The organism is Thiomicrorhabdus sp. ZW0627 (assembly GCF_029767005.1).
GTDB lineage: Bacteria > Pseudomonadota > Gammaproteobacteria > Thiomicrospirales > Thiomicrospiraceae > Thiomicrorhabdus.
Genome location: NZ_JARUQR010000001.1, coordinates 948,540 through 973,640, shown reverse-complemented (window position 1 = coordinate 973,640; position 25,101 = coordinate 948,540). Strand labels below are relative to the sequence as shown.

Here is a 25,101-nt window from a genome sequence, read left to right as displayed (position 1 = left end):
AATGACAAAACTTTCATGTTTTAAAGCGTACGATATTCGAGGCAAGGTGCCCGATGATTTAAATGAAGAGTTGGCTTATAAAATTGGTCGTGCTTTTGTTGCTGAATTAAAAGCAAAAACGGTAGTCGTTGGTTACGATATTCGTCTAGAGAGCGAAGGGTTGGCAAGAGCCTTGAAGAGTGGTTTGACGGATTCAGGCGCTGATGTATTGGATATAGGTCTGTGTGGTACTGAAGAGGTCTACTTTTCAACATTCTTCCATAATGCAGATGGTGGAATCATGATTACCGCGAGTCATAATCCTAAAGGCTACAATGGAATGAAGTTAGTCGCTAAGGGCTCAAGACCTATTTCAGGTGATTCAGGTTTGAAATCGATAGAGTCTAGAGTGATTGCTGATGATTATGGTTCTAAACCTGAATTACAAGGTCAGATTACATCGCTCTATGATAAAAGTGACTATATTAGGCATTTACTCACTTACGTGGATCTCAACGCGTTAAAACCCCTGAAAATAGTGATGGATGCCGGGAATGGTTCTGCAGGCGTTGTCGTAAAACAAATTGCCGATAATCTACCTTTTGAGTGTGTCTTTGTTAATGAAACGCCGGATGGTAATTTCCCTAATGGTGTGCCGAATCCATTGATTCCTGAAAATCGATCGGTTACGGCGAAAGCTGTTAAAGAGTTTGGAGCAGACTTTGGAATTGCCTGGGATGGGGATTTTGATCGATGCTTTTTGTTTGATGAAAACGGAGAGTTTATAGAGGGGTATTATCTTGTGGGGCTGTTGGCAGAAACTTTGTTAGCGAGGCACCCAGGTGAAAAGATTATTCATGACCCTCGTTTAACTTGGAATACGATAGATCAAGTATCCGATGCAGGCGGTACTCCGGTGCAATCCAAAACCGGTCATGCATTTATTAAAGAGCGTATGCGTTTGGAAGATGCCATTTACGGTGGGGAAATGTCGGCTCATCATTACTTTAAAGATTTTGCTTATTGTGATTCAGGAATGATCCCGTGGTTATTGATTGCGGAGTTAATGAGTAAAACCGGAAGATCATTATCCTCTCTTGTGAACGAGCGAATGCAGGCCTACCCATGTAGTGGAGAGATTAACTATACTGTTTCTGACGTCCCTGCGGTTTTGGAGCGAGTGATGAGTTACTACTCCTCTCTATCCCCTCAAATAGATAAAACTGATGGTGTGAGCTTGGACTTTGGTGACTGGCGCATGAATATCAGAGCCTCCAATACTGAGCCTTTACTTCGCTTGAATGTGGAAAGTAGGGGAGATAAGGACCTAGTTTGGAAGAAGGTTAAAGAGATTGAAGGCTTGATCGTTTAATTTTCAGGTCTGTTGTAATGAAGCGCCTACGTTCTTAGTAGGCGTTTTTGTTTATAAAACCTTTAAAAATTGTTAATACGATGATTTTAATATCGAGCCATAATGACCAGTTATTAATATAGTGCAGATCGTATTCGACCCTTTTTTCCATTTTTTCTAAAGTATCGGTTTCACCGCGCCAGCCATTGATTTGAGCCCAACCAGTAATGCCCGGTTTGACCAGGTGGCGTTGCATGTATTTTGGAACCAGTTGACGGTACTCTTCGTTATGGGCCACAGCATGTGGCCTAGGGCCGACAATACTCATTTTCCCTTGTAACACATTAATAAACTGAGGCAGTTCGTCTAAACTGGTTTTTCGAAGAAACGCGCCGATAGGTGTGAATCTTAGATCGTTCTTAGTTGCTTGTTTTACTTTCGCTCCGTTGTCTTGTGTCGTCATTGAACGAAATTTATAGACTTTAATTTCTTGCCCATTATGGCCGTAGCGTTTTTGCTTAAAGATGATTGGGCCTGGAGAGGTCACTTTTACTGCTATGGCTAAGATAATCATCATTGGACTGATTAAAAGTAAAATTATGCTGGAAATAACGAGATCTTCCATGCGCTTTAATAGTTTTGCAGTCGTACTATTTAGTGGTGTGTCATAGACACTGATGACTGGAATTCCTTTAAGATCTGTCCATTTTGCATGCATTAGATCAAATGAAAACAGGTCTGGAATGTATTTGACTACCGTTGTGGTATCGGTAAGTTGATTCAATAACAGTTTGATTTTATTTTCCGCTCTCAATGGTAGGCATATATAGAGTTCATCAAATTTTCCACTTTTAGCATCGTTGTAGACTTGTTCAATTGTGCCTAAAACAGGAGTACCTACAATTTTTCTGTTCTTTAGTTCAGTGTTGTCGTCATAAAAACCGATTACTTTGTAGCCCAGCCACAGATTCTTCTGGATAACTGCGGCTAAATGTTGTCCAACTTTGCCTGCACCAACTATTGCGACTTCTTTATAGTTGTTGCCTTGCATGCGGTAGTAACTTAAAACTAGGCGGAGAAATAACCGGTATCCGATTAGAACCAGTGGTGTTGCAATTGCCCATAAAACAGTCAGCATTCGGGAATAGTTGCTGGCATCTTTGTATAGGAATGCGACGATAATAAGAATTCCCCATGTTATTACCCAGGCCTTTAGGACAAGCTGCATGCTGTTAAAAAAAGGTCTTCCCCGCCAATTTTGGTAGGTTCCTACCATTTGTGCAGATGTAACAAACACAAATCCACCCAGTATGCCCATTATGGTGTAGCGATCATGTATTGGGACATCGAAAATGTAGTTGGCAATCGCCATTAAAATGAAATATGGGATTACTAAGTCAATGAAACGGTGCAGCCATACAAAGCCTGAGGAGTCAGTTTGGATGTTCATGAGTATTCTTTGTTTTTATAGTTCTATGGTTAGGTTGTACATTGTACTTTTGAATAGCTTGCTGTTGTTAGAAAAATATATATTAGTATTTGTTGTTTTAAGCGAATCGTTAAATTTGAAATTTGGCTTGAAAGTCGTAATTTTCATGACGTTAAATAATTGGAGAATAGGGTGGGTATTGATAGTAATACTTAGTGAGTAAGTTGTAGTTCTGGCGTTGGCTGTCGGAATTGAATCTTTTAATAAAAAATTCAGATAAACGCCATAAAAATTCCAGATAATTGTTAGGTTTTTTCATAGAATAATATTACATTTTCTTTTGAATTTATTTGAAAACTATTTAGCGCGGAGAACAGTTACTGGTGTTTATTTTTGGGGAGAAAAAATTAAGGTGCGCGGGAGAAGTGTTGATTTTGCTTTTTATAAGCGTGTTTTGTTCCGTGTCAATGGCTGCAACTCCAAATTTGGAGCAAATTGATGTTTTTAAATCTCTGCCTAAAGAGCAACAAAAGAAACTTTTAGAGTCTCAAGGAATCGAAAGCGATGTTCTTAGCGGTCAGTTAAAACAACAACCTAAGCTTGAACCGGTAAAAGATACCGTAAAACCTCTAAAGCCTAAAGACTCGTCCCAAGACGATGCTCTGAAAAATACTACCTTTGATCTAAAACGATTTGGTTCGGAACTTTTTGCTGGTCAACCGACCACATTTGCTCCCGTTAATGATATTCCAGTTCCGACTGATTATGTGTTGGGGCCGGGGGATCAGCTAAAAGTTCAGCTTTATGGCGCGAAAAGTCAGATGTACGACTTGGTTGTCGATCGTAACGGTCAGGTAAACTTTCCGGAAATTGGGCCTGTAAGCCTCGCAGGATTAAGCTTCTCAGAGGCTAAATCAGTTCTTGCCAAGCGGGTAGAGAATCTTGGAATGGGGGTGAGTTCCAGTATCACCATGGGCGATTTACGCTCATTTAGAATTTTTGTGATGGGTGAGTCAAGAACGCCAGGGTCATACTTGGTAAGTGGGATGGCGACCATGACGCATGCACTGTATGTGAGTGGCGGGATTTCAGATATTGGTTCTTATCGAAATGTTCAGTTGAAGCGAAATGGACGTCTGATCGCGACTTTGGACCTTTACGATTTACTCGTGAACGGTGACACCAAGGATGACAGTCGACTTCAGCCGGGGGATACCGTTTTTATACCACCGGCAGGCAAGCTGGTTTCGATTGATGGTGAGGTTAACCGCCCGGCTATTTACGAATTAAAAAATGAAAAGAGTTTGAAACAGTTGTTTAAATTAGCGGGGGGCATTAAGCCAACGGCTTATTTGGACGCTGTCAACATTACTCGCATAGATCAAGCTGGTAATTCAATTGTTAAAAGCGTTGATGTTTCTATGTCAGAGGGAATGAAATCGGCACTTTCAGACGGTGATTCAGTGTCAGTGAAACGTGTCTCAAAGCAATTTGATAAGGTCGTAGAAGTTTTTGGTGAAGTTATCCATCCCGGTGTGTTTCAATGGGAGAAAGGCCTCACAATAGGGCGTTTGTTGTCTGACTATCAGGAATTTGAAAGGGCTGCGGACTTGACGTATCAAATTATTTTACGTCAAAAACAGGTTGGAGCTCCTTTTGAAGTAATCTCGTCTAACTGGAGTGCTATTCATAAAGGGTTACAGAAAGATGTAACTCTTTGGCCTCAAGATCGTGTGTATATTTTACCTCGAGATGATGCCGATGAAAGAAAAGAGGTGGTGGAAGAGGTTTTAGACAAGCTTAAACAGCAGTCAACTAAGAAGAATGTCGCTAAATATATTTCGGTCAGTGGAATGGTTCGTTTCCCAGGTGTTTATCCTCTTAGTGATGGTGATCGTGTTACTGACTTAGTAAGAGCGGCCGGTGGCTTGAAAGCCCAAGCTATGGTAAACGGTACGGATTTGGTTCGTTATGAAGTAGTTGATGGTGAAAAAAGGGCTATTGAGCGTATACATTTCAACCTTTCTAAGGCTGAGGAAGGGGACGCTAAGCATAACTTCATTTTGAAGCCTTATGATCAGCTAAGCGTTAAGCAAGTGTCCGACTGGAGTGATGCGGCACAACAAGTCACTATAAAAGGTGAGGTGCGATATCCTGGAACTTATACGATTGCTCCTGGTGAAACAATGGGATCCGTTTTGGAAAGAGCGGGCGGTTTTACCGAGTGGGCCGCACCAAACAATGCCATTTTTACTCGCAAACAGTTGAAAGAGCAAGAGGCTAGAGAGCTTAAGCAGCTGGCAATGGAATTAGAGAAGAATTTATTGTTAGCGGCTAGACGAGATGCGGGAATCATGGAAAACAACACAGCTGGTCCGGCTATGTTGGAGATGGGTGAAGCGTTGATTTCCAAAATTAAAGAGACGCCTGCAATAGGTCGATTGGTGGTCGGTTTTGATCCTAAAAATTATGAACGCTATAAATCAACCTTAAATGTTGAGATGCGCGATGAAGATGTTTTGTACGTTCCAAAGCGTTCCAATGAAGTAGTCATCATGGGAGAGGTGTCCCGTACGATATCCGTGGTTCATGAAGCTGGTAAGAGGGCAACGGACTATATTGCGATGAGTGGGGGCCTTAGCAAGCGTGCTGATAGTGATTCAATTTACATTGTGCATGGTGATGGTGCCATTGACCATCTTAAGTTAGGTTGGTTTTCAACTGGCAATGATATAGATATCTTACCGGGAGATACCATTGTGGTTCCAATGGATGTTGAGCGAATGAATCCGTTGATCACTTGGTCGAGTGTTTCAAAGATCCTAGCCAACTTTGCCGTTACCGGAGCAACGATGAAAGCAATTGGAGTGTTTGATTAATATGAATACTTCAAGAGATGTTCATAATGTTGAAGCAACACAACTGATGAGAAATCATCATATGCAAGTCAATGAAGATGAAATTGATTTGGCAGAATACTTCCAAGTTCTGTGGAAGTATAAATGGTTTATTTTATTGGTTAGTTTTGGGGTGGCTTTGGTTACAGCGATTATTTCGTTTCAAATCCCTAATCAATATCGGGCTCAAGTTGTTATGGTGCCTGTTAATTCGGCTTCATCTGGGGGATTGTCTAACCTTGCTTCCAAGTATGGGGGCCTAGCCAGCATGGCCGGAATCAGTTTGCCGGATTCAGGCGATGACCGAACAAGTCAGGCCCTTGGTGTTTTAAAGTCGAGAAAGTTTATTAATGATTTCATTGGTCGTCTGCAGTTAAAACCTGCTCTGTTTCCTGAAAGATGGGATGAAAAAACGTCTTCATGGAAGGTTGAAGCCCCGGGAGTGACTGAGCGATTAAGAGACTATATGGGCATGCCTAAGGGGCAGGCATTGAGTTACGATGGTCAGGAGTCTCTTGAGTCTGGTGAACCGTCAATGTGGGAAGCTTTTGAGGTCTTTAAGGGGCGGATTATGACGGTTTCTCAGGATAAAGAATCTGGTGCTATCACGTTGTCTATTCAGTGGTACTCTCCTGTTGACGTAAGAAACTGGGCAAATAGGCTTGTCGATGACCTTAATGACCGTTTACGGAATGAAATGATTGAGAATTCCGAAAGAACTATCAGGTATCTAAAAGAACAGATAAAGCAGACTAATTTATTGGAGTTACGTGAGATATTGTTTGGATTGATTGAGGAGCATGTAAAAAATATTACTTTGGCCAAGACAAACACCGAATATGTATTTAAAGTGATTGATCCGGCAGTCGTTCCCGAGGAAAAGTCTAAGCCTAAACGAGGGTTGATTATAGCGGCTGCGTTCTTTTTAGGTTTAATAATATCTTCTTTTATCGTATTTTTTAGAAATTGGAAGAGAAATACTTGCAACGCGACTGAAAAATTAGAGTCATAAGTTTTATTATTGGTTTCATATAATTCTGTTTTTTGCATCTTTAACGCGACTTCGTTAAAATTAGTTTACGCAATTTTACTTAATTGTGTGAATTGAATGAATAAGTGAGGGTGCTATTATGAATGTAAAAGTTTTGGCTTTGATGGGTGGTTTGCTGTTTTCCGGTATAGTAATGGCTAGCCCGGTTAATGTTAATTCGGCTTCTGTAGAAGAAATCGCTGCTGCATTGAAGGGCGTTGGGCCTGCAAAAGCTATGGCTATCTCAAGCTACTGTAAAGAGCAAAAATGTTCCAAGCCGGAAGATTTGTTGAATGTGAAAGGAATTGGGCAGGGAACCCTTGAAAAGATTAAAGACGACTTGCGCTTTAAATAACTCGATTTAATCCTGTCTTAAATTTAGCGTTAAGCGGTCCAAATGAAACTTTCAGAATTAAGATGTTTGATGCATCAATTTAGAGGCCTGGTAATTTTACCGGGCCTTTTTTGTTTTTGGCAGTTAGCAGTTGAATCTGTTTATGCATCTGAAAAAACTGATTTGCTTGAGCTTTCCACCTCTCATGCGCCTAGTTTGTTGCTTTTGAAAAGATATGAAAAAGGTAGAAATGTTGATGGGTGGTTGGTGAGTGAAAAGCTGGATGGTGTTAGGGCCTATTGGGATGGACATCATTTGATAAGTCGTCAGGGGAATGTTTTCCAGTCTCCGGAATGGTTCACGAAGAAATTTCCGCCTTTCGAGTTGGACGGCGAACTTTGGCTGGGTCGGTCTCGTTTTGAAGAGACCGTTTCCATTGTTAGGCGGAAAGAGCCGCATGAAGGATGGAGAAAATTAACCTATCAAATTTTCGAGGTGCCGAACCAGAAAGGAGGCTTACTTGAACGTTTGCAGGTATTGAAAGACTTTCTTAATGAATTTCCTTCCACTTATATTCAAATTATTCCCCAAGTAAGAGTGGACTCTGAGTTTGAGGTTGATAAACGTTTGAAGGCTGTACTTGTTGTTGGTGGTGAAGGGATTGTGTTACGAAACCCGGATATGCGGTATGAGGCCGGACGGTCTGATTCTGCACTGAAGGTGAAGTCTAAAGATGATGCAGAGTGTCTTATAACTGGCTATACAGAAGGAAAAGGGAAGTATCAGGGGCAGGTCGGCTCGGTACTTTGTAGGTTATTGGATGGGCAGTTTAAGGCATTGCGCACGGTGGAGGATCGTACCATTCGGATTGGAAGTGGTTTAAGTGATGCGCAACGAAAAAATCCGCCTGTAGTTGGTACGGTTGTAACCTTTCAACACAGCGGTATGACTAAGCGTGGCTTGCCAAGGTTCCCGGTATTTTGGCGAGTTAGAAAGGACTGGAATAAAAGCGAAAACAGAGAATTAAATCAACAAACCGAATGAGAAAGGAAAGTTGGTGTTTTTTAGTTTATGTTCGTTCCATATGAAAAAGCCCTGAAAATTCAGGGCTTTTAATTTTAAACAGGCCTGTTCGGATTTCTGGAATTTTTAATTGGCTTGCATGAACGCATCCATTCTGTCTAGAGCGTTTACCAGATTGTCCATGCTGGTCGCAAATGAAATTCTCAGGTGCTTATCCGCACCAAACGCGGAACCCGGAACGGCAGCGACCAACTGATCTTCTAAGATAGCAGCCGTGAAATCGGTGTCAGTGTCATAGCCTTTTATTTTCATAGCTTCAGAGACATCCATAAATGCATAAAAAGCACCAGCGGCGTGGATGCATTTGAATCCAGGGATCTGATTGATACGTTCAACCACAAACTCGTGTCGCTTTTTAAACTCTACCAGCATGGTTTGAATACAGTCTTGTGAACCGTTCAAAGCTTCGACAGAGGCCGCTTGTGAAATCGAGCATGGGTTGGACGTGCTTTGAGACTGTACCTTGCGCATCCCGGCAATGATGTCTACCGGACCGCCCGCATAACCGATGCGCCAGCCTGTCATCGAATAGGCTTTAGAAACGCCGTTCAATACGACGGTACGGTCATACAGGTCAGGACAAACTTCAAGAATGTTCGTAAAAGGCATATCACTAAGCAAAATATGTTCGTACATATCGTCCGATGCAACGATGATGTCAGGATGTTTCATCAATACGTCCCCCAGCGCTTTTAATTCTTTCGCAGAATAAACGGCTCCGGTCGGGTTAGACGGACTGTTGATGACGACCAATTTTGTTTTTGGAGTAATCGCCTGTTCCAGTTGTTCCGCTGTGATTTTGAAACCTTGCTCGATACCTGCCTCGACAATAACCGGTTCACCACCCGCCAGCAATGCCATGTCAGGATAAGAAACCCAGTAAGGTGCTGGAATGATGACTTCGTCGCCATCATTGAGGATCGCTTGGCACAGATTAAAGAAACTCTGCTTTCCACCTGATGAAACCAGGATCTGATTTGCTTGGTATTCGATGTGGTTATCACGTTTGAATTTAGCGATGATTGCCTCTTTCAATTCCGGCGTTCCGTCAACGGCTGTGTAGCGCGTCTGACCGCTTTCAATCGCACGAATCCCAGCCGCTTTAATGTGGTCCGGCGTGTCAAAATCAGGCTCGCCCGCACCTAAGCTGATGATGTCCTTCCCAGCACGTTTCAATTCGGCGGCTTTGGCGGTGATGATGAGTGTTAATGAGGGTTGTACTCGATTGACGCGATTAGATAGGGTTGCCATGTAATGTTTCTCTCGAAATAGGTGGAGCTTGTATAATAGATATTTGGATTTCGGTCTTATTTTATCTGTCTCTCAGAGACATTTCATAAAACTGTCATTCTACTGGATTTTAGCGAACTTTTTAAAGGATTTGTTGTGGCAAAAGCATTTGAATTGGTATCTCAGTATCAGCCGGCCGGAGATCAGCCGACCGCAATTGCGGAATTGGTTGAAGGTTTGGAAGATGGAGAGGCGTTCCAGACGCTTTTGGGGGTGACCGGTTCCGGTAAAACCTTCACTGTTGCCAATGTGATTCAGACCGTGCAACGTCCTACAATTATTCTTGCCCACAACAAGACATTGGCGGCACAGCTCTATGGCGAAATGAAGGGGTTTTTCCCTAATAATGCCGTGGAATATTTCGTTTCCTACTATGACTATTATCAGCCGGAAGCCTATGTGCCGGCCTCGGATACTTACATTGCTAAAGATTCCTCTGTCAATGAGCAGATCGAACAGTTACGTCTTTCGGCAACCAAGGCGTTGATGGAGCGTGAGGATGTCATTCTAATCGCCACGGTTTCAGCCATTTACGGTTTAGGGGATCCGGAAATGTACCTGAAAATGATTTTGCAGGTACGTTTGGGAGACGGTATTTCTCAGCGCGATATTCTCGCCAGACTGACTTCGATGCAATATAACCGGAATGATATTGAGCTTTGGCGCGGGACTTTCCGGGTTAGAGGCGATGTAATCGATGTATTCCCGGCTGAGGCCGAGGAGTATGCGGTTCGAATCGAACTGTTTGATGATGAAGTCGAAAGCATTTCCTGGTTTGATCCTTTGACGGGAGAGGTCGTAGCACGTCCAACTCGCGTGACTGTTTATCCTAAGTCGCATTATGTTACACCGCGTGAACGGGTCATGGAGACGGTAGAGAAGGTCAAGGTCGAACTGAAGGAGCGTTTGGAAGAGTTACGTTCGATGCATAAGCTGGTCGAAGCGCAACGTTTGGAAGAGCGAACCAAACTGGATATCGAAATGATGTTGGAGTTGGGATATTGCACCGGAATCGAAAACTATTCGCGCTATTTGTCCGGTCGCGAAGCTGGGTTTCCACCACCAACCTTGATGGATTACTTCCCTAAGAACGCTTTGTTGGTCATTGACGAGAGTCACGTCACGATTCCGCAGATTGGCGGTATGTATAAAGGCGACCGCTCCCGAAAAGAGAATTTGGTCAGTTACGGCTTCCGATTGCCGTCGGCATTGGATAACCGTCCTTTGATGTTCGACGAGTTTGAGCGTTTGATGCCACAGGCTATTTTTGTCTCGGCTACACCAGGTAAATATGAGGCGGAACATTGTTCGCATATGGTCGAACAGGTGGTTCGTCCGACAGGCCTGTTGGATCCGGAAATTGAAGTGCGTCCGGCCTTGACGCAGGTGGATGATTTGCTTGGTGAGATTCGTCCAAGAGTGGAGATGAATCAGCGTATTCTGGTAACGACCCTAACGAAGCGTATGGCGGAGAACCTGACCGAATACTTGGAAGATCATCAGGTTCGGGTACGCTACCTGCATTCCGATATTGATACGGTGGAACGTATCGAGATCATACGGGATCTGCGCTTAGGTGAGTTTGATGTGCTTGTTGGAATTAACCTGCTTCGAGAAGGTTTGGATATCCCGGAGGTGGCGTTGGTCGCGATTTTGGATGCAGATAAGGAAGGGTTCCTGCGTTCGGAGCGTTCTTTGATTCAAACCATTGGTCGAGCTGCTCGTAATGTTAACGGTAAGGCGATACTGTATGCAGATAAGATCACTAAATCGATGAAGACCGCAATTGACGAGACTGAACGCCGTCGTGCCAAACAGGTTCAGCATAACGAAAAACTCGGCATTACCCCGCAGGCTTTGAACAAAAAGGTCAGTGACATTCTTGAGGATTCTCCATATGCTGGAAAATCGAGTAAACCGTCTGCCCAGAAGAAGGTGGCTGAATCAGAAGGGAATTATAATCCAGAGTTGAAGCACCTTAAGCCAGCTGAGTTGGCAGGGCAGATCAAGAAACTTGAGAAAGAGATGTATAAGGCTGCGAAAGCGTTAGATTTTGAAGCAGCAGCTTCGCTTCGAGATCAAATCAAGACCATGAAAACGGCTATGGTCGGCGTGGGCGATCTCCGTTAATTTGGAAGTGGATTTAGTTACGGAGCCATACCATCCCAACAGGCCTGCTGAGATGGTGTGATGCTCTTATTATTCTTCGGTTTCTTCTTGCACCTTGAAATTCGCATCCAACAAATCTTTTTTAGCGATTTCAGGAATCGGAAGTTTACTTTCCAGTTTGATTTTCAGACGAAGGTTGTTCATAGAGTCTGCGTTTCGCAGAGCTTCTTCATAGCTGATCTTGCCGGCTTCATAAAGATCGAAAAGCGCCTTGTCGAAAGTCTGCATATTTTGATCTTCGGACTCTTCCATCAGCTTTTTGATGCCGGTGATGTCCGCTTTGAATATCAAGTCCTGCATACGCGGGGTGTTAATCATGACTTCTACCGCCGCGACTCGACCTCCTCCGATTTTCGGAATCAGACGCTGAGAAACCATAGCCTTTAAGTTTAAGGAAAGGTCCATCAGTACATGGTTGCGCTGAATCGGCGGGAAGAAATTGATGATACGGTCCAACGCCTGGTTGGTGTTGTTGGCGTGGAGTGTCGAAAGACAGAGGTGACCGGTTTCTGCAAATGCAACCGCATGGTTCATCGTATCGTCGGAACGGATTTCCCCGATCAGGATAACGTCCGGCGCTTGTCGTAAGGTGTTTTTCAGGGCCGCATCGTAGCTCTCGGTGTCTACACCGACTTCACGCTGGGTCACGATGCTCTTTTTGTGAGAGTGCACGAATTCGATTGGATCCTCGATCGTGATGATATGCCCGTCCGTCTCCATGTTACGGATATCGAGCAGACTTGCCAGTGTGGTTGATTTACCGGAACCGGTTCCCCCTACGATCAGAATCATGCCGCGTTTTGTGAGGATCAAATCTTTCAGGATCGGTGGTAGATCCAAGTCGTCGAAGTGAGGAATGTCGGTTAGAACCGAACGGATAACCAGTCCGGGTGTCCCTCGTTGAACAAAGACATTCACACGGTAACGCGCCGTTCCGGGAATGTGGTAGGCGAAGTTGCACTCGTGAGTTTCTTCAAATGTCTGCTTTTGATCTTCGTTCATCAGCGCGACGGCAAATTCTTTTGTCATTTCCGGCGTCAATTTCACCTCGGTGAGATGATGTAGACTCCCATCCTTTTTCATGATTACGGGACTGCCTGCCGTGATAAACAAGTCCGACCCCCTGTTTTGGGAGAAGTGGATGAGTAGTTTGTGCAGTTCTTCTTTTAGCTCGTTGGACATAGGTTTCTCCTATTTTCAGGCTAATGTTCGAGGGGCGGAATTTAAGCCATAAAACTTTCTTTATTAGCCGCTTTGGCTCTTGCCGTTTCCAGTGTAATCTTATGTTCGGAAACCAGGCGTTTTAAGTCTTGGTCTAATGTCTGCATACCTAATTGATTGGAAGTTTGGATGGTCGAATACATCTGCGCGACCTTGTCTTCACGAATCAGGTTTCGGATAGCGGCGGAGCCGAGCATGATTTCATGAGCTGCGATACGACCGCTTTCAACGCGTTTCAATAACGTTTGGGAGATAACCGCTTTTAAAGACTCGGAAAGCATGGCGCGAACCATTGCTTTTTCGTTAGCAGGAAAGACATCAATGATTCGGTCGATGGTTTTTGCGGCCGAGCTGGTGTGGAGCGTACCGAATACCAAATGTCCGGTTTCTGCTGCAGTCAGGGCTAGGCGGATAGTTTCTAAATCACGCATCTCACCGACTAGGATGATGTCGGGGTCTTCACGTAACGCCGCTCTAAGAGCATTTGAGAAACTGTGGGTATCACGATGCACTTCACGTTGGTTAACCAGGCAGCGTTTGGACTGGTGAACGAATTCGATTGGATCCTCGATGGTCAGAATGTGTGAGTTCTTACGTTCGTTGAGGTAGTCGATCATAGCCGCAAGGGTGGTCGACTTACCAGAACCGGTAGGCCCTGTGACCAGTACTATGCCTCGAGGGGTTTCAGCGATTTGTTTAAAAATCGAAGGGGCGGCAAGGTCGTCCAGTGTTAGAATCTCACTAGGGATTGTGCGGAATACTGCGCCGATACCTCGGTTTTGCATAAAAACGTTTGTACGAAAACGTGCAATATTAGTCAGTTCAAATGAAAAATCGAGTTCTTGGTGTTCTTCAAAACTTTTTCGTTGATCGTCATTCATAATGTCGTAAATCATTTTATGAATGGCTTCAGGTTCAAGGTCTGGAGTGTCTAAGCGCTTGATATCGCCGTCCAGTCGAATCATAGGTGGAAGGCCTGCGGAAAGGTGTAAATCCGAAGCGCCCTGTTGCGCACTAAACTCTAATAGTTGGGTGACATCCATGGGTTTGTTTCCTCAACACTGGTTTTGAATAGGTATGATTAAAATTCATTATAGAGAATAATGGTATTAAAGAGAATTCAATAATCTTATAAGAGTTTTTATATTTCCTATAAAAAATAAAAACCTTATACTGCGTAGCGAATTCAAATAACTGTTAAAATAGTATGCACTTATAGTAAAATGACGTATTAACGATATAAGAATAATAACCAAGCAGGTACTGGGAATAGTTTATGGATGATGTATCACGACCGATTGACAACTCATTAAATCATATGAAAGGAAGCGGTCAGATTAGGCAGGATGCCGATGAAATTGATCTGTTTGAATTGTGGAACAATTTGCTAAAAGAGCGTTGGTTGATCATTGCAATCACCGGTGTTGTGACGCTTGTAGCAGGTATGTATGCGTTTTTAACCACGCCTGTCTATCAGTCTCAAGCCTATTTTTTGCCGCCTTCTGTGGAAGATGTGCAGGAGATGAATGCGCTTAACTTGTTGACGAAAAAAGACTTTTATCAGCCAGACGATGTTTATGAGGATTTCATTAAGTATTTGAATTCTCGTGAAGTTCTAAAGCAGGTATTTAATCATTACGGTTTGGCTTCGCTGTATGAAAGTAAGCTGGATCAAGATGGCGAAGTTGATAAAACAGCACTTCTTAATAAGGCTTTTGAAGAATTCTCACAAGATCTTCAGCTGAAGTTGCCGAAAAAAGATGAATCGATAGAGGAAATTTCAGTTAATTTATCGTTAAAGTCGTCTCCTGAGAAAACGGCTGATATTTTGAATGCGATAGTAAAGTTGGCCGAAGAGAAGACGATTGCTCAGTATTTGAGAGATATTGAATCAGAACTGAATATTCGTAAGCAACGCATTAATGATCAAATTTTCAGTTTGCGTCAAATTGAGAAGGAGCGCCGTTTGGATCGTATTGTGCGTTTGCAAGAAGCGGCGAGTATCGCACATGACCTAAAGCTTTCCGAACCGGTTTCTATGGGCCCTCAAGTTAGGGTTCAGGGGGTTGCTAACCAGGGACTACCACTTTATTACCTGGGCTATAAACTTTTGGAAGCCGAGTTGGATGCTTTGAAAGTGCGCAAGAATGATGATCCGTTTATTAAGGATTTGCGAGGTCTTCAGCAGGAATTGGCCGAATTGAATGGTTTGAAGCTGGACGCTTCAAAGTTTGGTGTTGTAACGCTTGACCAGGCAGCTGAACCAGCAGCCAAACCCGTTAAGCCAAAGAAGACGCTAATTGTCTTGGTCGGGCTGGTGTTTGGATTAATGTTCGGAATATTTATTGCGTTAATCCGAAGCGGGTTAAAAAATCGTCAGGTTCAAGCTTAAACATTGAATTAAACAACGTAGAGTTTGAGATTGCATTGATGATTCACCGATGCATAAAAAACCGGCTGAAAGCCGGTTTTTTATGCATAAACGTCAGGCAAAATCTAATTGAATCCGATTTTATGAACGGTTGGTTCAATTCCTCTGGTCTTATAAGCTTTCCAACGTTCCCGTCCCATTTGCACTAGATATTCAGTTTGATCCAGAATTTCAATGGTTCTTTGATAGTAGGAAAAATCGTCCGAAAAGGTAGTATGAAGATTAATCAACACATCCTTGCACGGATGTTCAATTGTCTCACCATAAAGCTGTATGGGGGCTGGCACAGCGTTTCTGACACTGTGCACGATGAAGCTTTGTGGTTGATAATCCCATAGCGTCAGATCATAACGTAACGCCTCCTGTTCGTTTTTGAACCGCACGTCACAGCGACGTTTCTCGGATTGGATTTTCTTCAGAAGCTTGCTTAAAAAGAGCTCGCGTTTTTCAGGTTCCGTGCTGTTTAGGACATAAAACAGCACGTCCTTTTCACGATTTCCTTCAGTAGTTGTCTGCATCGTTGTTTTCCAGCTTCGAGCGAAGGTTTTCAGTTTCTGTTAGCAGGTACTGAACCACGGCCGGTACCGGGCGGCCGGTTGCACCTTTTTTATCTCCGCTTACCCAGGCCGTACCCGCAATGTCCAAGTGCGCCCACTTAACTTCTTTAGTGAATCGTGCCAAGAACTGTCCTGCTGTGATGGTTCCACCGGCGCGACCGCCGATGTTAGCCATGTCTGCAAAGTTGGATTTGAGCTGTTCGTCCCATTCTTCTCCTAGCGGAAGCTGCCAGAATCGATCATAGGTTTCCTGACCGGCAGCGAGCAGAGCATCAGCCATCGACTGGTCGTTTGCCATCAATCCAGAGACGTGATTTCCAAGTGCGATGATACAGGCCCCGGTTAAAGTTGCCATGTCGACGATTTTTTCAGGTTGATAAGTCTGCTGTGCGTAGGTCAATGCATCGCATAGAATCAGGCGTCCTTCTGCATCTGTATTCAGGATTTCAATGGTCTGTCCTGAAAGAGAAGTGACGACGTCACCTGGCTTGATGGCGTTTCCGGATGGCATGTTTTCGGTGGCAGGAATGACACCGACTACATTGATGTTAGGTTTTAATTCGCCGAGTGCTTTGAAAACACCTAGTACGGTCGCAGCACCGCCCATGTCGTATTTCATTTCGTCCATGGCTGCACCGGGTTTCAATGAGATTCCACCTGTATCAAAGGTAACGCCTTTACCAACCAAGGCAATCGGTGCTTCATCACCGGCTCCTTTATAAGATAAACAGATCATCTTAGGAGGGGTTATTGTTCCTTGAGCCACAGCCATGAAAGAGCCCATGCCCATTTCGATCATTTGTTCACGATCCAGAATATTGGTGTCAAAACCGTAGGTCTTACCAAGTTCGATCGCTGTATCGGCTAGATGCGAAGGTGTGCAAAAGTTGCTTGGCATATTGGCAAGGTCTTGGGTTAGCCCCATTCCAACTGCGGTGGCTTGACCTTGTGACGCAGCATTGGCCAATTCAACGGTTTCGGTTAACGGAAAGGCCATGCTGTTCAGTTTAGGCTCTTTGGGGTGATGCTCGCCGCGGCTTTCGTGAGCATAATCATAAAAACTCTGCTGGAAAATCTGGCTGTTTTGGCGAACCGACCAGGCCTGTTCAAAATTTTGAACGGAAATCAAAGCGAGTGCGTTCAATACATTCTGTGCACCGCTGTTTTCAATTGCTACGGCCGCGGCTTTCGTGGCTTCAAGATAGGTTTTGGTGGTTAAGCTTTCCGCTTTTCCAAGGCCAACAAGCAGGATGCGGCTCGGCGCAGAACCTGATGGCTGCATGACCATGAATGTTTTAGCGGCTTTGCCGGTGAAGTCTGCAGACTCATTTAATTGGACGATCATTTGGCTCAGGTTGGACTCTTTATCCAATTCTGTACAGGCTTCAGCTAATTGGCCGTCTGCAAATACCGGTAGGATGATTGTGTCGTAAGAGTTCAGTGTCGTGGTAGCATCAAAGCTAAAAGAAATACGTTTCATCTTGTTAAAAAGCCTTTGTTAGAGATTATTAATGACTTTGTTTTGTATAATGCGGATTATAACAGGCCTGTTGGGTTTTCAAATGTGCTGAAATTGCCGCTGAAAAAGGCCGAAAAATTATATTAATTCTACCATTGTAATGTTTCAGGGGATGCTTTTGCGAATTCTCGATCGATATTTGTTAAAAGAGTTGTTTGCGACCTTTTTCGCCGTTTTGGCGGTACTGTTGCTGATCACCTTTGGAACAGAAACCACTAAGCTACTGGCGTTGGCGGTAGAAGGTAAATTACCCGCTTCTGTCGTATTCCAAGTCCTGCTATTGAAAATTCCTCCCGCTTTGGAAGTCATTCTGCCTTTGGTGGCGTTGTTGAGTGTCATGTTAGCAGTTGGAAGGTTGTATCAGGATCACGAGATGGTGGTGATGAACAGTTGCGGTATCTCTCCCCGCTATTTTCAGAAGATGGTTTTCTGGTTTTTACTGCCGGTCGCGCTGTTAACCGCGTTGATTACCTTATATATCACGCCCTTGAGCTACGAAAAAGAATTGTCATTGGTCAAAGAGGCGCAAACCAGTGCACCGTTTGCCGGATTGGTCTCCGGAAAATTTAATGAACTTCCGAATAATAAAGGCGTGCTTTATGCACGTAAGATTGATGCGGATGGTCGCATGCTTGATGTTTGGATTCAATATAAAGGCGAGGATAAAGACCTGATTCTAACCGCACCACAAGGGCAGTTTGAGTGGATTAAGGAGCGTTTGGCTTTGGTGTTGTTGAAGGGCAAAAGTTATGAAGGCCTTCAGTCTAATAAAGAGACATTGACGGTTCAGCATTTTGATCGTTTTGAAGGGTATTTGCCGGAACTGGAAACCGCGGCCCAGCAGAAGGTCAAAGGCATCTGGGCGCCGACCTCGGTTTTGTGGAATTCAGAACGTTTAGAAGATAAGGCACTGATCCAATGGCGTGTGGTCGTGCCGATGGGGGTTTTGATTCTTGGCTTGCTCGGCTTGCGTTTGAGTAAGACGGGACCAAGAGAAGGGCGATTTGCCAAGTTGTTTATTGCGATCGTGCTGTATGTGATTTACAACCAATTACTGGTTACAGCGCGAGATGGCCTTTCCAGCGGAAGTATTCCTTTGTATATCGGGCTTTGGCCGATTCCGCTATTGTTCCTCTGGTACGCTTTGTATCTTCCGGGAAAGAAAAAATCAAAGAACGTTACCGCAACGAATGATATGAAGCCGCATGGGGGCCAAACTTTATGAACCGTATAGAGCGTTATCTGGGTCAGGTGGTGTTTACCCATACTTTGTTGGTTCTGTTTGTGTTGCTGGTGATTTTGGGATTCTCCGAATTTATGATTCAAGTCGGTAAGTTGACCGAGGAATACACGCTTGCGAAAGGCACGCTTTATACGCTGCTGAAATTGCCGGTTTATGCTTATGAGATTTTTCCGGTTGCCCTGCTGATCGGTTCCCTGATGGGACTCGGTGCTTTGGCGAATCAATCGGAATTGACGATATTGAGGGTCACAGGGTGGTCGGTAAGACGGATTTTGTTTGCGGTTCTAAAGACTGCAATGTTGATGTGGCTTGTGATGGCGTTAATGGGAGAGTTTATTGCGCCCGGCAGTGAGGCGTATTCTAAGAAGGTTCGTAGTGAAGCTTTACAGAAAGGCTTTTCTGTTGGTAGTGGCAGTGGGTTTTGGTTGAAAGATCTGAATCGTTACATTTATGTCGGTCAGGTGATTTCGAGTACAGAATTGAATCATGTTGAGATTTACACACAGGATTCCGGTGAGATCAGCCAGTTTCTTCAGGCGCAAAAGGCGACTTATTCCGAAGGGCATTGGGTACTTTCCGGGATTCTTCGTCAGGACATTCAGCTAAAAACCGTTGGAAAAACGAACGATGAGAAGTTGCCTTTACTTGATTGGCAGGATCAACGCATCAAATCGGAAACGTTTGACTTTCCTTTACAGCCGGAAGTGTTGGAGAGTTTGAATATAGAGACTCGGTACATGAGTCTTTTTGACTTGTACGGTTATATATCGTTTTTGAAGGAAAATGAGCTGGATTCCGAACAGTACCAATTGGCATTCTGGCGTAAGCTGGCCATGCCCTTGGTTGTCATTGGAATGATTGCAATTGTCTTCCCGTTGATCTTTGGTTCACAGCGCCAGGTGAGCATGGGGCAAAGGGTGTTTGTGGGGATTCTGATCGGTATGGGCTTTCACTTGGCGAATCAGATGTTTGGAAACCTGAGTGTGGTCTATCAATTACCGGCCGTAGTAGGAGCTTTTTTACCAGCCGGATTGATGTTGATGATTGCTATGGTGTGGTTAAAGAAGGTACGTTAACCGGATTCAATCGCTTTATTCTTCTACTAATTGACGGATGCTGTAAACGCCGGCTTTGCCAGCAAGTTTCTCCGCTAGAAAGGGCAGTGCCGTTTGCATTTCCTGCATGAGTGTCCAAGGTGGGTTGACCAGGATCATACCGCTTGATGTCATGCCTCGTTCTTCAGTATCCGCTTGCAGTCCCAGTTCAAACACTTGGATATTTCGGATGCCGCTGTTTTTGATTGAATCCAACATCTTTTCGATTTGTTTGCGTTTGACCACTGGATACCAAATGGCATAGGTTCCGGTTGCAAAGCGCTTATGGCATTGAATCAGTACCTCCACCACGCGATCATAGTCGGTTTTGACTTCGTAGGGCGGATCGATCAGAACCAATCCTCGACGCTCTTTAGGCGGCATTGCGCCGATAGCGCTTTGAAAACCGTCTTTGTTGAATATTTTTATACGGCGATCGTGTTTGAAGTTGCTGAGAAGTGTTTGCTGTTCACGCGGATGCAGTTCACAAAGCGACAAACGGTCGTATTCACGAAGAAGATGCGCCGCAAACCATGGCGAGCCGGGGTAATGCGATAAGGTTTCTGAATTGCTCTGATGTTGTCTATGGAACTCTTTGACACACTCGACGTAGTCATTGACCGATTCCGGCAGGCCTGTTTGTTCCCATAGAAGTCCGATTCCGTTTCGGTATTCGCAGTTTTTTTGCGCTTCATCCGAATCAAGACTGAAGCCTCCGGGACCGGAATGCGTGTCCAGGTAAAAGACCGGTTTCGGTTTTACGGTCAGGTAATTTAGAGTATGAACCAAAATGGTGTGTTTGAGTACATCGGCGAAATTACCGGCGTGAAAAGAGTGTAGGTAGCTTAGCATAACGCCTCAAAATGGCTGAATAGGGGAGTTATGTGAATTATAACGATTTGCATGGAACCGGGATTGAAAATCAGTGTTTTAGTTTCTTTTTTGCTATGTCGTCAATCAGGAATTGTTGAAAATCATCTGCTGTTAAAGGGTGGCTGAAATAGTAACCTTGAATCTCTTCGCATTGTTCCTGCTTTAAAAACTCCAACTGTTCAATTGTCTCAACCCCCTCGGCAATCGTCATTAATCCCAGGTTCTGCGCCAGGCTAATGATGGCCTTGACGATTGCACGGTCTTCCGCGTCGATGGTTAGGTCACGCACAAAGGAACTGTCAATCTTGAGTTTGGTCGCATTGAAACGCTTTAGATAGTTCAATGAAGAGTAACCGGTTCCGAAGTCGTCGATTGCAATTTTGATACCGTGCGCGTTCAGCTTGTTGATCATCTCGATGGCGGCTTCCGGATCTGACATGGCAACGGTTTCTGTCAGTTCCAGTTCCAGATATTTCGGTGAAACACCGGTTTCGGCGAGAATGTGTAGGACTTGATCCGGCAATTCTTTTTGGCGGAATTGGACTGCTGATAGATTGACGGCCATGACAAGAGGTGGGAACCCTTGATCAATCCAGGTTTTAAGTTGTTGTAGTGCAGTACGCAACACCCATTGCCCTATGCTTAATATCTGTCCGCTTTGTTCTGCAACCGGAATGAATTCCATTGGCGAAATGTTACCCAATTCCGGGTGGTGCCAGCGGATTAGAGCTTCTGCGCCAACGATTTGACCGGTTTGGGCACAGACTTGCGGCTGGTAATGCAGTTGAAATTCATTTCTAATGAGCGCCATGCGTAAAGCGCTCTCAATCTGCATTAAACGAGAAGAGTGTGCTTGCATTTCTTCTGTGAAGAACCGATAGGCGTTGCGTCCGTCTTGTTTGGCTTCGTACATGGCTGCGTCAGCATTTCTAAGCAGTGTATGAATGTCGTCACCATCTTGCGGGAAGACTGCAATACCAATCGACGGGGTGATGAATAGCTCATAGGATTCCACTTTGATTTGATCTGAAACGGAGTGAAGGATTTTTTCGGCAACGTGAGCGGAGCCGTCTTCTCCCGTCCCTGGCAGCACGATAATAAATTCGTCACCGCCCTGGCGGGCCAGGGTATCTTCCGCACGTAAAAGTTTGGACATGCGCCTACCTGTTTCGATCAGCAGTTCATCCCCTATGTGGTGGCCTAACGTATCATTGACGTTCTTGAAGTGATCCAGATCAACAAACAGTAATGCCAAAGGTGTATTGTGACGTTTTGATTCACTGATGGCATGTTGTAGTCGATCCATTAACAGTTGTCGGTTGGCAAGGTTGGTCAAAGGGTCGTAATGCGCCAGATGTTGAATTTTTTCTTCGGATTCTTTGACTTTGGATATGTCTGTAAACATGCCGATGTATTCGGTGGTATTGCCACGTTCGTCAAGTCCTCGGCTAATGGTCAGCCACTCCGGAAACACTTCTCCGTCTTTTCGGCGGTTCCAGACTTCGCCCTGCCAATGCCCCTGGTTATCTACGGTTTCCCACATGTTTTTATAGAATTGCTCAGAATGCTTGCCGGAAGCAAGGAATCCTGGAGTTCTTCCGAGTACTTCATTCGCGCTGTACCCGCTAATCTCGGTGAATGCCTGATTCACCAGAAGAATGGTCTTATCTGGATCGGTAATCATGATGCCTTCGCGACTCTGTTCAAATACTTTGGATGCCAGTTCGATTTGCGCTTCGGTTTTTTTGTGTTCGGTGATGTCCGAGGTGAATCCGTGCCATAGAACTGAACCATCAGGTTCTTTTTCGGGCATGGCGTTGGCGGATAACCATTTTATGGTTCCATCTTTGAATAAAACCCTGTATTCATGGTGCCAATGGGTCAAAGTGTCTGCGGATTTTTGAATGGTATCAATTACTTCTTGCCTATCGTCGGGATGCACAATTTCGAAAACTTTACTGGCATCTTCCTTTACATCTATCGGGTGTATTTGGAAGAGATCATAAAGGGCGTCGCTAATAAATGGAAAGCTGACATGACCATCCGGAGTCATCCGATACTGATAAATCATTCCAGGAAGGCGTTCTGCCAATTTTTTCAAGCGATCAAAGGCTTCCTGTTTGGCAGTTTCGGCTTTTTTACGGACTTTTTCATGTGCAAAACTGTTTAGAGCAAAACCGATGTCGGTCGTCATTTCGATTAATAGGTCTCGTGCGGGTTCGTCAAATGCTTCGAGCGTATCAGAGTAGAGGTTGAGCGTTCCTATGATTTTGTTATTTTGGTGAAGAGGGATAGCGGCGGAAGATTGCCAGCCAGCCTGAGAGCCTTTTTCATGCCAAGCGGAAGTTCGTGAATCATTGAGGAAATCCTGGCACCAATAGGGCCGATTTTCACGGAAAGCGATGCCTGTAGGCCCTTGGCCGGATGGTTCGTTTTCATCGATTGAAATTTCCAGCTCTTTCAGGTATTCGGAGTGTGCACCATAATAGGCCTTTGGATGAATTTTTTGAGAAGTTTTATCAATTATTCCAACCCAAGCCATCTTCATGCCGCCGTGTTTTACAGCCACTTCGCAGATTTTGTTATACAGGTCTTCTTCGTTGTTGCAACGGACGATCGCTTCGTTGATTTGGCTCATTGCGGAGTAGAGGAGGGTCAATCTTTCAAGTTGTAGTTCCGCTTCTTTACGTTTGGTGATGTCACGGGCGACTCCGAGAACTCCGATGACGTTACCGGAAGCATCTTTTACAGGCGTTTTGACCGTTGAGAAGAGCCCCTTGTAACCAGTGTCTGAAAACGTAAGCCATTCTTCGTTTTCTGTCGGTTTGTCTTGGTACATTGCATTGCGGTCGTGCTCTCTAAAGAAGTCCGCTAGTTTTTCGTCTACAAAGTCATAATCGGTTTTGCCGACGATTTCATGTTCTTTAGCGCCAAAGAATGATTCGAAGCTAGGGTTGCAGTTTAGATAAACGCCGTTGATGTCTTTGAGCCAAACTAAATCGGGTATGGTGTGAATTAACGTTAATAATTGATTTTGATTAGCGAGATTCTGTTCGGTTAGGTTAGTGAACTCTGTAATGTCTTGAATGGTCGCAAGGAAAAACTGAACGCTGCCGTCTTCATTTCGAATGCATTTGACATCTATAACTCCAAGGAGGGGACAGTCATCTTTGCATCTCAGGTGAACTTCTTGAATGAACCCGTCATAGTTTTGTTCTGTGATTAGAGAGAACTTTTCTTCTAGCAGAAGATGATTTTCAGGAGCAATAATGTCCGAAAAACGTTTTATGATCAACTCCTTGGATTCATATCCCAGCATTTCGGCAAGGTGTGAATTGAACCTCAGCCATTTTTCATGGTCGGGATCAAGGATGGCCATTCCGATAAAGGGAAGTTCGTAGAAATGTTGGAGTAGGTGTTCGGTTTGATTTTTTTCCGCCAATAGCTCCAAGCGTTGAGCTTGTCTTTGTTTCTGTAAAACCATAATGAAAGCGATTCCTACAATCACGATGGAAAGCAGGGTGATTAGACTGATCCAAAAGACTAGGTCATGCAGCGATCGTGTGGCTTCTTTTAAGTCCATTTTTGAAATCAGCATCCAGTCGGTGCCATCAACAGGATGGTACGCAGCGAGTACCTCAACGCCACGATAATCCTTGCCGGTCATTGTTCCTGAGTTTCTGTTTTGCAGCGCGATTGCGGCTGGAAGGTTGGGGTCTGTAATGGTGTGGTGCTTTAAATCCGCTTTTCTTTCAGCGGTTAGCTTTTTTAGTGGTGTTAAATGTTCAACTTTTCCTTGGTTGTTTCTAACTAAAATGGTCTCGCCGCTTGCGCTGTTCGTTGGCCAGTGCTGAAGGTACGGAAAAATGAACTGGTTCGGATCGATATGAATAAGTACAAGAGCAATAACTGGATCTTCAATTTTAGATTCATCGATTAGAGGTATGACATAATCCATATGAGCAGGATGGTTTTTGTCCATAAGGATGCCTGTATGTTCGATGGTTTTAAGCGTTAAACTTTTATCTTGTACTCTTAGGCTCTCTATGGAAGGTTCGTGAGGTTCTCCCACTTTAACCAATACTTCTTTATACGGAGATATTAAGATGATGGAGTTGTATTTATAAAGCTGATGTAACGCGCTGAATAATTCAGCGATCACCATTTTCTGTTCGGTTACTTTATTACCGTTAAGCAGTTGTTCGGTATGGTTAAGCAAGACTTTATTGGATGCGATAACCTTGGCAATATTGTTTTGTTCATGAAGCCAGTTTTCGATCTGACTGGCTTTTAAATCGGCAATCGCTGAAAGTTTGTTTAATGCTTGCTGCTGCATTTTAGGGCCGTGATTTGTAATGACGGTAACGGCGAATAAAGGCACCATTAGAATCAATAACAAAAATACCAACCAGGTACGAGACGGTTTTTCTCTGTTTTGCGATGTTGTACCAGGGGATGAAGCAGCCATTCTTTGCCTTGTGAATTCAATCTAATAAATACCAACATTATTATCTTAAATTAAAGTCTGGTTAAGTGTGTGGTTTTTGTTATTGATTGGGTTGTGATTTGTGTTGAAAAATTTGATCAGTTAGATTGGAGAG

17 protein-coding genes are annotated in these 25,101 nt (G+C 44.1%); 9 read left to right on the top strand and 8 right to left on the bottom strand.

Going from position 1 to position 25,101, the window contains the following annotated elements:
* The first annotated feature begins 1 nt into the window (after position 1).
* A complete protein-coding gene (locus tag QCB45_RS04660) occupies positions 2 to 1,351 on the top strand; it encodes a phosphomannomutase (RefSeq protein WP_279419682.1) in 1,350 nt (449 codons plus the stop codon).
* A 34-nt stretch (positions 1,352 to 1,385) separates the two neighbouring features.
* Here the strand turns inward: QCB45_RS04660 and QCB45_RS04655 are convergent, their stop codons facing one another.
* On the bottom strand, positions 1,386 to 2,780 hold the full coding sequence (locus QCB45_RS04655) for an undecaprenyl-phosphate glucose phosphotransferase (protein ID WP_279419681.1): 1,395 nt from the start codon (positions 2,778 to 2,780) through the stop codon (positions 1,386 to 1,388).
* A gap of 404 nt (positions 2,781 to 3,184) precedes the next feature.
* On the opposite strand from QCB45_RS04655, the gene QCB45_RS04650 reads away from it, so the two are divergent.
* The 4 genes from QCB45_RS04650 (at position 3,185) to QCB45_RS04635 (ending at position 8,064) form a co-directional block, all read left to right on the top strand.
* On the top strand, positions 3,185 to 5,638 hold the full coding sequence (locus QCB45_RS04650; RefSeq protein ID WP_279419680.1) for an SLBB domain-containing protein: 2,454 nt from the start codon (positions 3,185 to 3,187) through the stop codon (positions 5,636 to 5,638).
* A 1-nt stretch (position 5,639) separates the two neighbouring features.
* A complete protein-coding gene (locus QCB45_RS04645) occupies positions 5,640 to 6,668 on the top strand; it encodes a Wzz/FepE/Etk N-terminal domain-containing protein (RefSeq protein WP_279419679.1) in 1,029 nt (342 codons plus the stop codon).
* A 118-nt stretch (positions 6,669 to 6,786) separates the two neighbouring features.
* Positions 6,787 to 7,041: a helix-hairpin-helix domain-containing protein gene (locus tag QCB45_RS04640; protein WP_279419678.1), complete on the top strand. Its 255-nt coding sequence runs from the start codon at positions 6,787 to 6,789 to the stop codon at positions 7,039 to 7,041.
* A gap of 42 nt (positions 7,042 to 7,083) precedes the next feature.
* Positions 7,084 to 8,064, top strand: a complete 981-nt coding sequence (locus tag QCB45_RS04635; RefSeq protein WP_279419677.1) for a DNA ligase — start codon at positions 7,084 to 7,086, stop codon at positions 8,062 to 8,064.
* A gap of 105 nt (positions 8,065 to 8,169) precedes the next feature.
* On the opposite strand, the gene QCB45_RS04630 is transcribed toward QCB45_RS04635, so the two are convergent.
* Positions 8,170 to 9,354: a pyridoxal phosphate-dependent aminotransferase gene (locus QCB45_RS04630; RefSeq protein WP_279419676.1), complete on the bottom strand. Its 1,185-nt coding sequence runs from the start codon at positions 9,352 to 9,354 to the stop codon at positions 8,170 to 8,172.
* Between the two features lie 135 nt (positions 9,355 to 9,489).
* On the opposite strand from QCB45_RS04630, the gene uvrB reads away from it, so the two are divergent.
* Positions 9,490 to 11,523 carry an excinuclease ABC subunit UvrB gene (gene uvrB / locus QCB45_RS04625; RefSeq protein ID WP_279419675.1) on the top strand — a complete coding sequence of 678 codons (2,034 nt, stop codon included), beginning with the start codon at positions 9,490 to 9,492 and terminating at the stop codon, positions 11,521 to 11,523.
* Positions 11,524 to 11,592: 69 nt separating this feature from the next.
* On the opposite strand, the gene QCB45_RS04620 is transcribed toward uvrB, so the two are convergent.
* Both QCB45_RS04620 and QCB45_RS04615 read right to left on the bottom strand, forming a co-directional pair.
* Positions 11,593 to 12,744, bottom strand: coding sequence for a PilT/PilU family type 4a pilus ATPase (locus QCB45_RS04620; RefSeq protein WP_279419674.1), 1,152 nt, complete (start codon positions 12,742 to 12,744; stop codon positions 11,593 to 11,595).
* A 41-nt stretch (positions 12,745 to 12,785) separates the two neighbouring features.
* Positions 12,786 to 13,826 carry a type IV pilus twitching motility protein PilT gene (locus QCB45_RS04615; protein WP_279419673.1) on the bottom strand — a complete coding sequence of 347 codons (1,041 nt, stop codon included), beginning with the start codon at positions 13,824 to 13,826 and terminating at the stop codon, positions 12,786 to 12,788.
* Between the two features lie 233 nt (positions 13,827 to 14,059).
* On the opposite strand from QCB45_RS04615, the gene QCB45_RS04610 reads away from it, so the two are divergent.
* A complete protein-coding gene (locus tag QCB45_RS04610; protein WP_279419672.1) occupies positions 14,060 to 15,175 on the top strand; it encodes a Wzz/FepE/Etk N-terminal domain-containing protein in 1,116 nt (371 codons plus the stop codon).
* A 104-nt stretch (positions 15,176 to 15,279) separates the two neighbouring features.
* Here QCB45_RS04610 and QCB45_RS04605 read toward each other — a convergent pair whose 3' ends face one another.
* Both QCB45_RS04605 and QCB45_RS04600 read right to left on the bottom strand, forming a co-directional pair.
* The gene (locus QCB45_RS04605; RefSeq protein WP_279419671.1) at positions 15,280 to 15,732 is read right to left on the bottom strand and encodes a DNA polymerase III subunit chi; all 453 of its coding nucleotides are present in this window, start codon (positions 15,730 to 15,732) and stop codon (positions 15,280 to 15,282) included.
* Positions 15,716 to 17,251, bottom strand: coding sequence for a leucyl aminopeptidase (locus QCB45_RS04600; RefSeq protein WP_279419670.1), 1,536 nt, complete (start codon positions 17,249 to 17,251; stop codon positions 15,716 to 15,718). Before QCB45_RS04600 ends, QCB45_RS04605 begins: the two co-directional genes overlap by 17 nt.
* Positions 17,252 to 17,408: 157 nt before the next feature.
* Between QCB45_RS04600 and lptF the strand changes: the two genes are divergently transcribed.
* Together lptF and lptG are read left to right on the top strand one after the other, a co-directional pair.
* Positions 17,409 to 18,515 (top strand): LPS export ABC transporter permease LptF, encoded by a 1,107-nt coding sequence (gene lptF / locus QCB45_RS04595; protein ID WP_279419669.1) that lies wholly within the window; start codon positions 17,409 to 17,411, stop codon positions 18,513 to 18,515.
* A complete protein-coding gene (gene lptG, locus QCB45_RS04590; protein WP_279419668.1) occupies positions 18,512 to 19,609 on the top strand; it encodes an LPS export ABC transporter permease LptG in 1,098 nt (365 codons plus the stop codon). The genes lptF and lptG overlap by 4 nt, the downstream gene beginning before the upstream one ends.
* A gap of 15 nt (positions 19,610 to 19,624) precedes the next feature.
* On the opposite strand, the gene rlmJ is transcribed toward lptG, so the two are convergent.
* Positions 19,625 to 20,479: a 23S rRNA (adenine(2030)-N(6))-methyltransferase RlmJ gene (gene rlmJ, locus QCB45_RS04585; protein ID WP_279419667.1), complete on the bottom strand. Its 855-nt coding sequence runs from the start codon at positions 20,477 to 20,479 to the stop codon at positions 19,625 to 19,627.
* A gap of 70 nt (positions 20,480 to 20,549) precedes the next feature.
* Positions 20,550 to 24,968 (bottom strand): EAL domain-containing protein, encoded by a 4,419-nt coding sequence (locus QCB45_RS04580; protein WP_279419666.1) that lies wholly within the window; start codon positions 24,966 to 24,968, stop codon positions 20,550 to 20,552.
* Positions 24,969 to 25,101: the final 133 nt, after the last annotated feature.

Coding starts and splice junctions, on each gene's coding strand:
- QCB45_RS04610 (WP_279419672.1), top strand. CDS start 14,060: ATGGATGATGTATCACGACCGATTGACAACTCATTAAATCATATGAAA.
- QCB45_RS04580 (WP_279419666.1), bottom strand. CDS start 24,968: ATGGCTGCTTCATCCCCTGGTACAACATCGCAAAACAGAGAAAAACCG.
- QCB45_RS04600 (WP_279419670.1), bottom strand. CDS start 17,251: ATGAAACGTATTTCTTTTAGCTTTGATGCTACCACGACACTGAACTCT.
- QCB45_RS04645 (WP_279419679.1), top strand. CDS start 5,640: ATGAATACTTCAAGAGATGTTCATAATGTTGAAGCAACACAACTGATG.
- QCB45_RS04605 (WP_279419671.1), bottom strand. CDS start 15,732: ATGCAGACAACTACTGAAGGAAATCGTGAAAAGGACGTGCTGTTTTAT.
- QCB45_RS04660 (WP_279419682.1), top strand. CDS start 2: ATGACAAAACTTTCATGTTTTAAAGCGTACGATATTCGAGGCAAGGTG.
- QCB45_RS04655 (WP_279419681.1), bottom strand. CDS start 2,780: ATGAACATCCAAACTGACTCCTCAGGCTTTGTATGGCTGCACCGTTTC.
- rlmJ (WP_279419667.1), bottom strand. CDS start 20,479: ATGCTAAGCTACCTACACTCTTTTCACGCCGGTAATTTCGCCGATGTA.
- QCB45_RS04640 (WP_279419678.1), top strand. CDS start 6,787: ATGAATGTAAAAGTTTTGGCTTTGATGGGTGGTTTGCTGTTTTCCGGT.
- lptG (WP_279419668.1), top strand. CDS start 18,512: ATGAACCGTATAGAGCGTTATCTGGGTCAGGTGGTGTTTACCCATACT.
- QCB45_RS04635 (WP_279419677.1), top strand. CDS start 7,084: ATGAAACTTTCAGAATTAAGATGTTTGATGCATCAATTTAGAGGCCTG.
- QCB45_RS04620 (WP_279419674.1), bottom strand. CDS start 12,744: ATGTCCAACGAGCTAAAAGAAGAACTGCACAAACTACTCATCCACTTC.
- QCB45_RS04615 (WP_279419673.1), bottom strand. CDS start 13,826: ATGGATGTCACCCAACTATTAGAGTTTAGTGCGCAACAGGGCGCTTCG.
- QCB45_RS04630 (WP_279419676.1), bottom strand. CDS start 9,354: ATGGCAACCCTATCTAATCGCGTCAATCGAGTACAACCCTCATTAACA.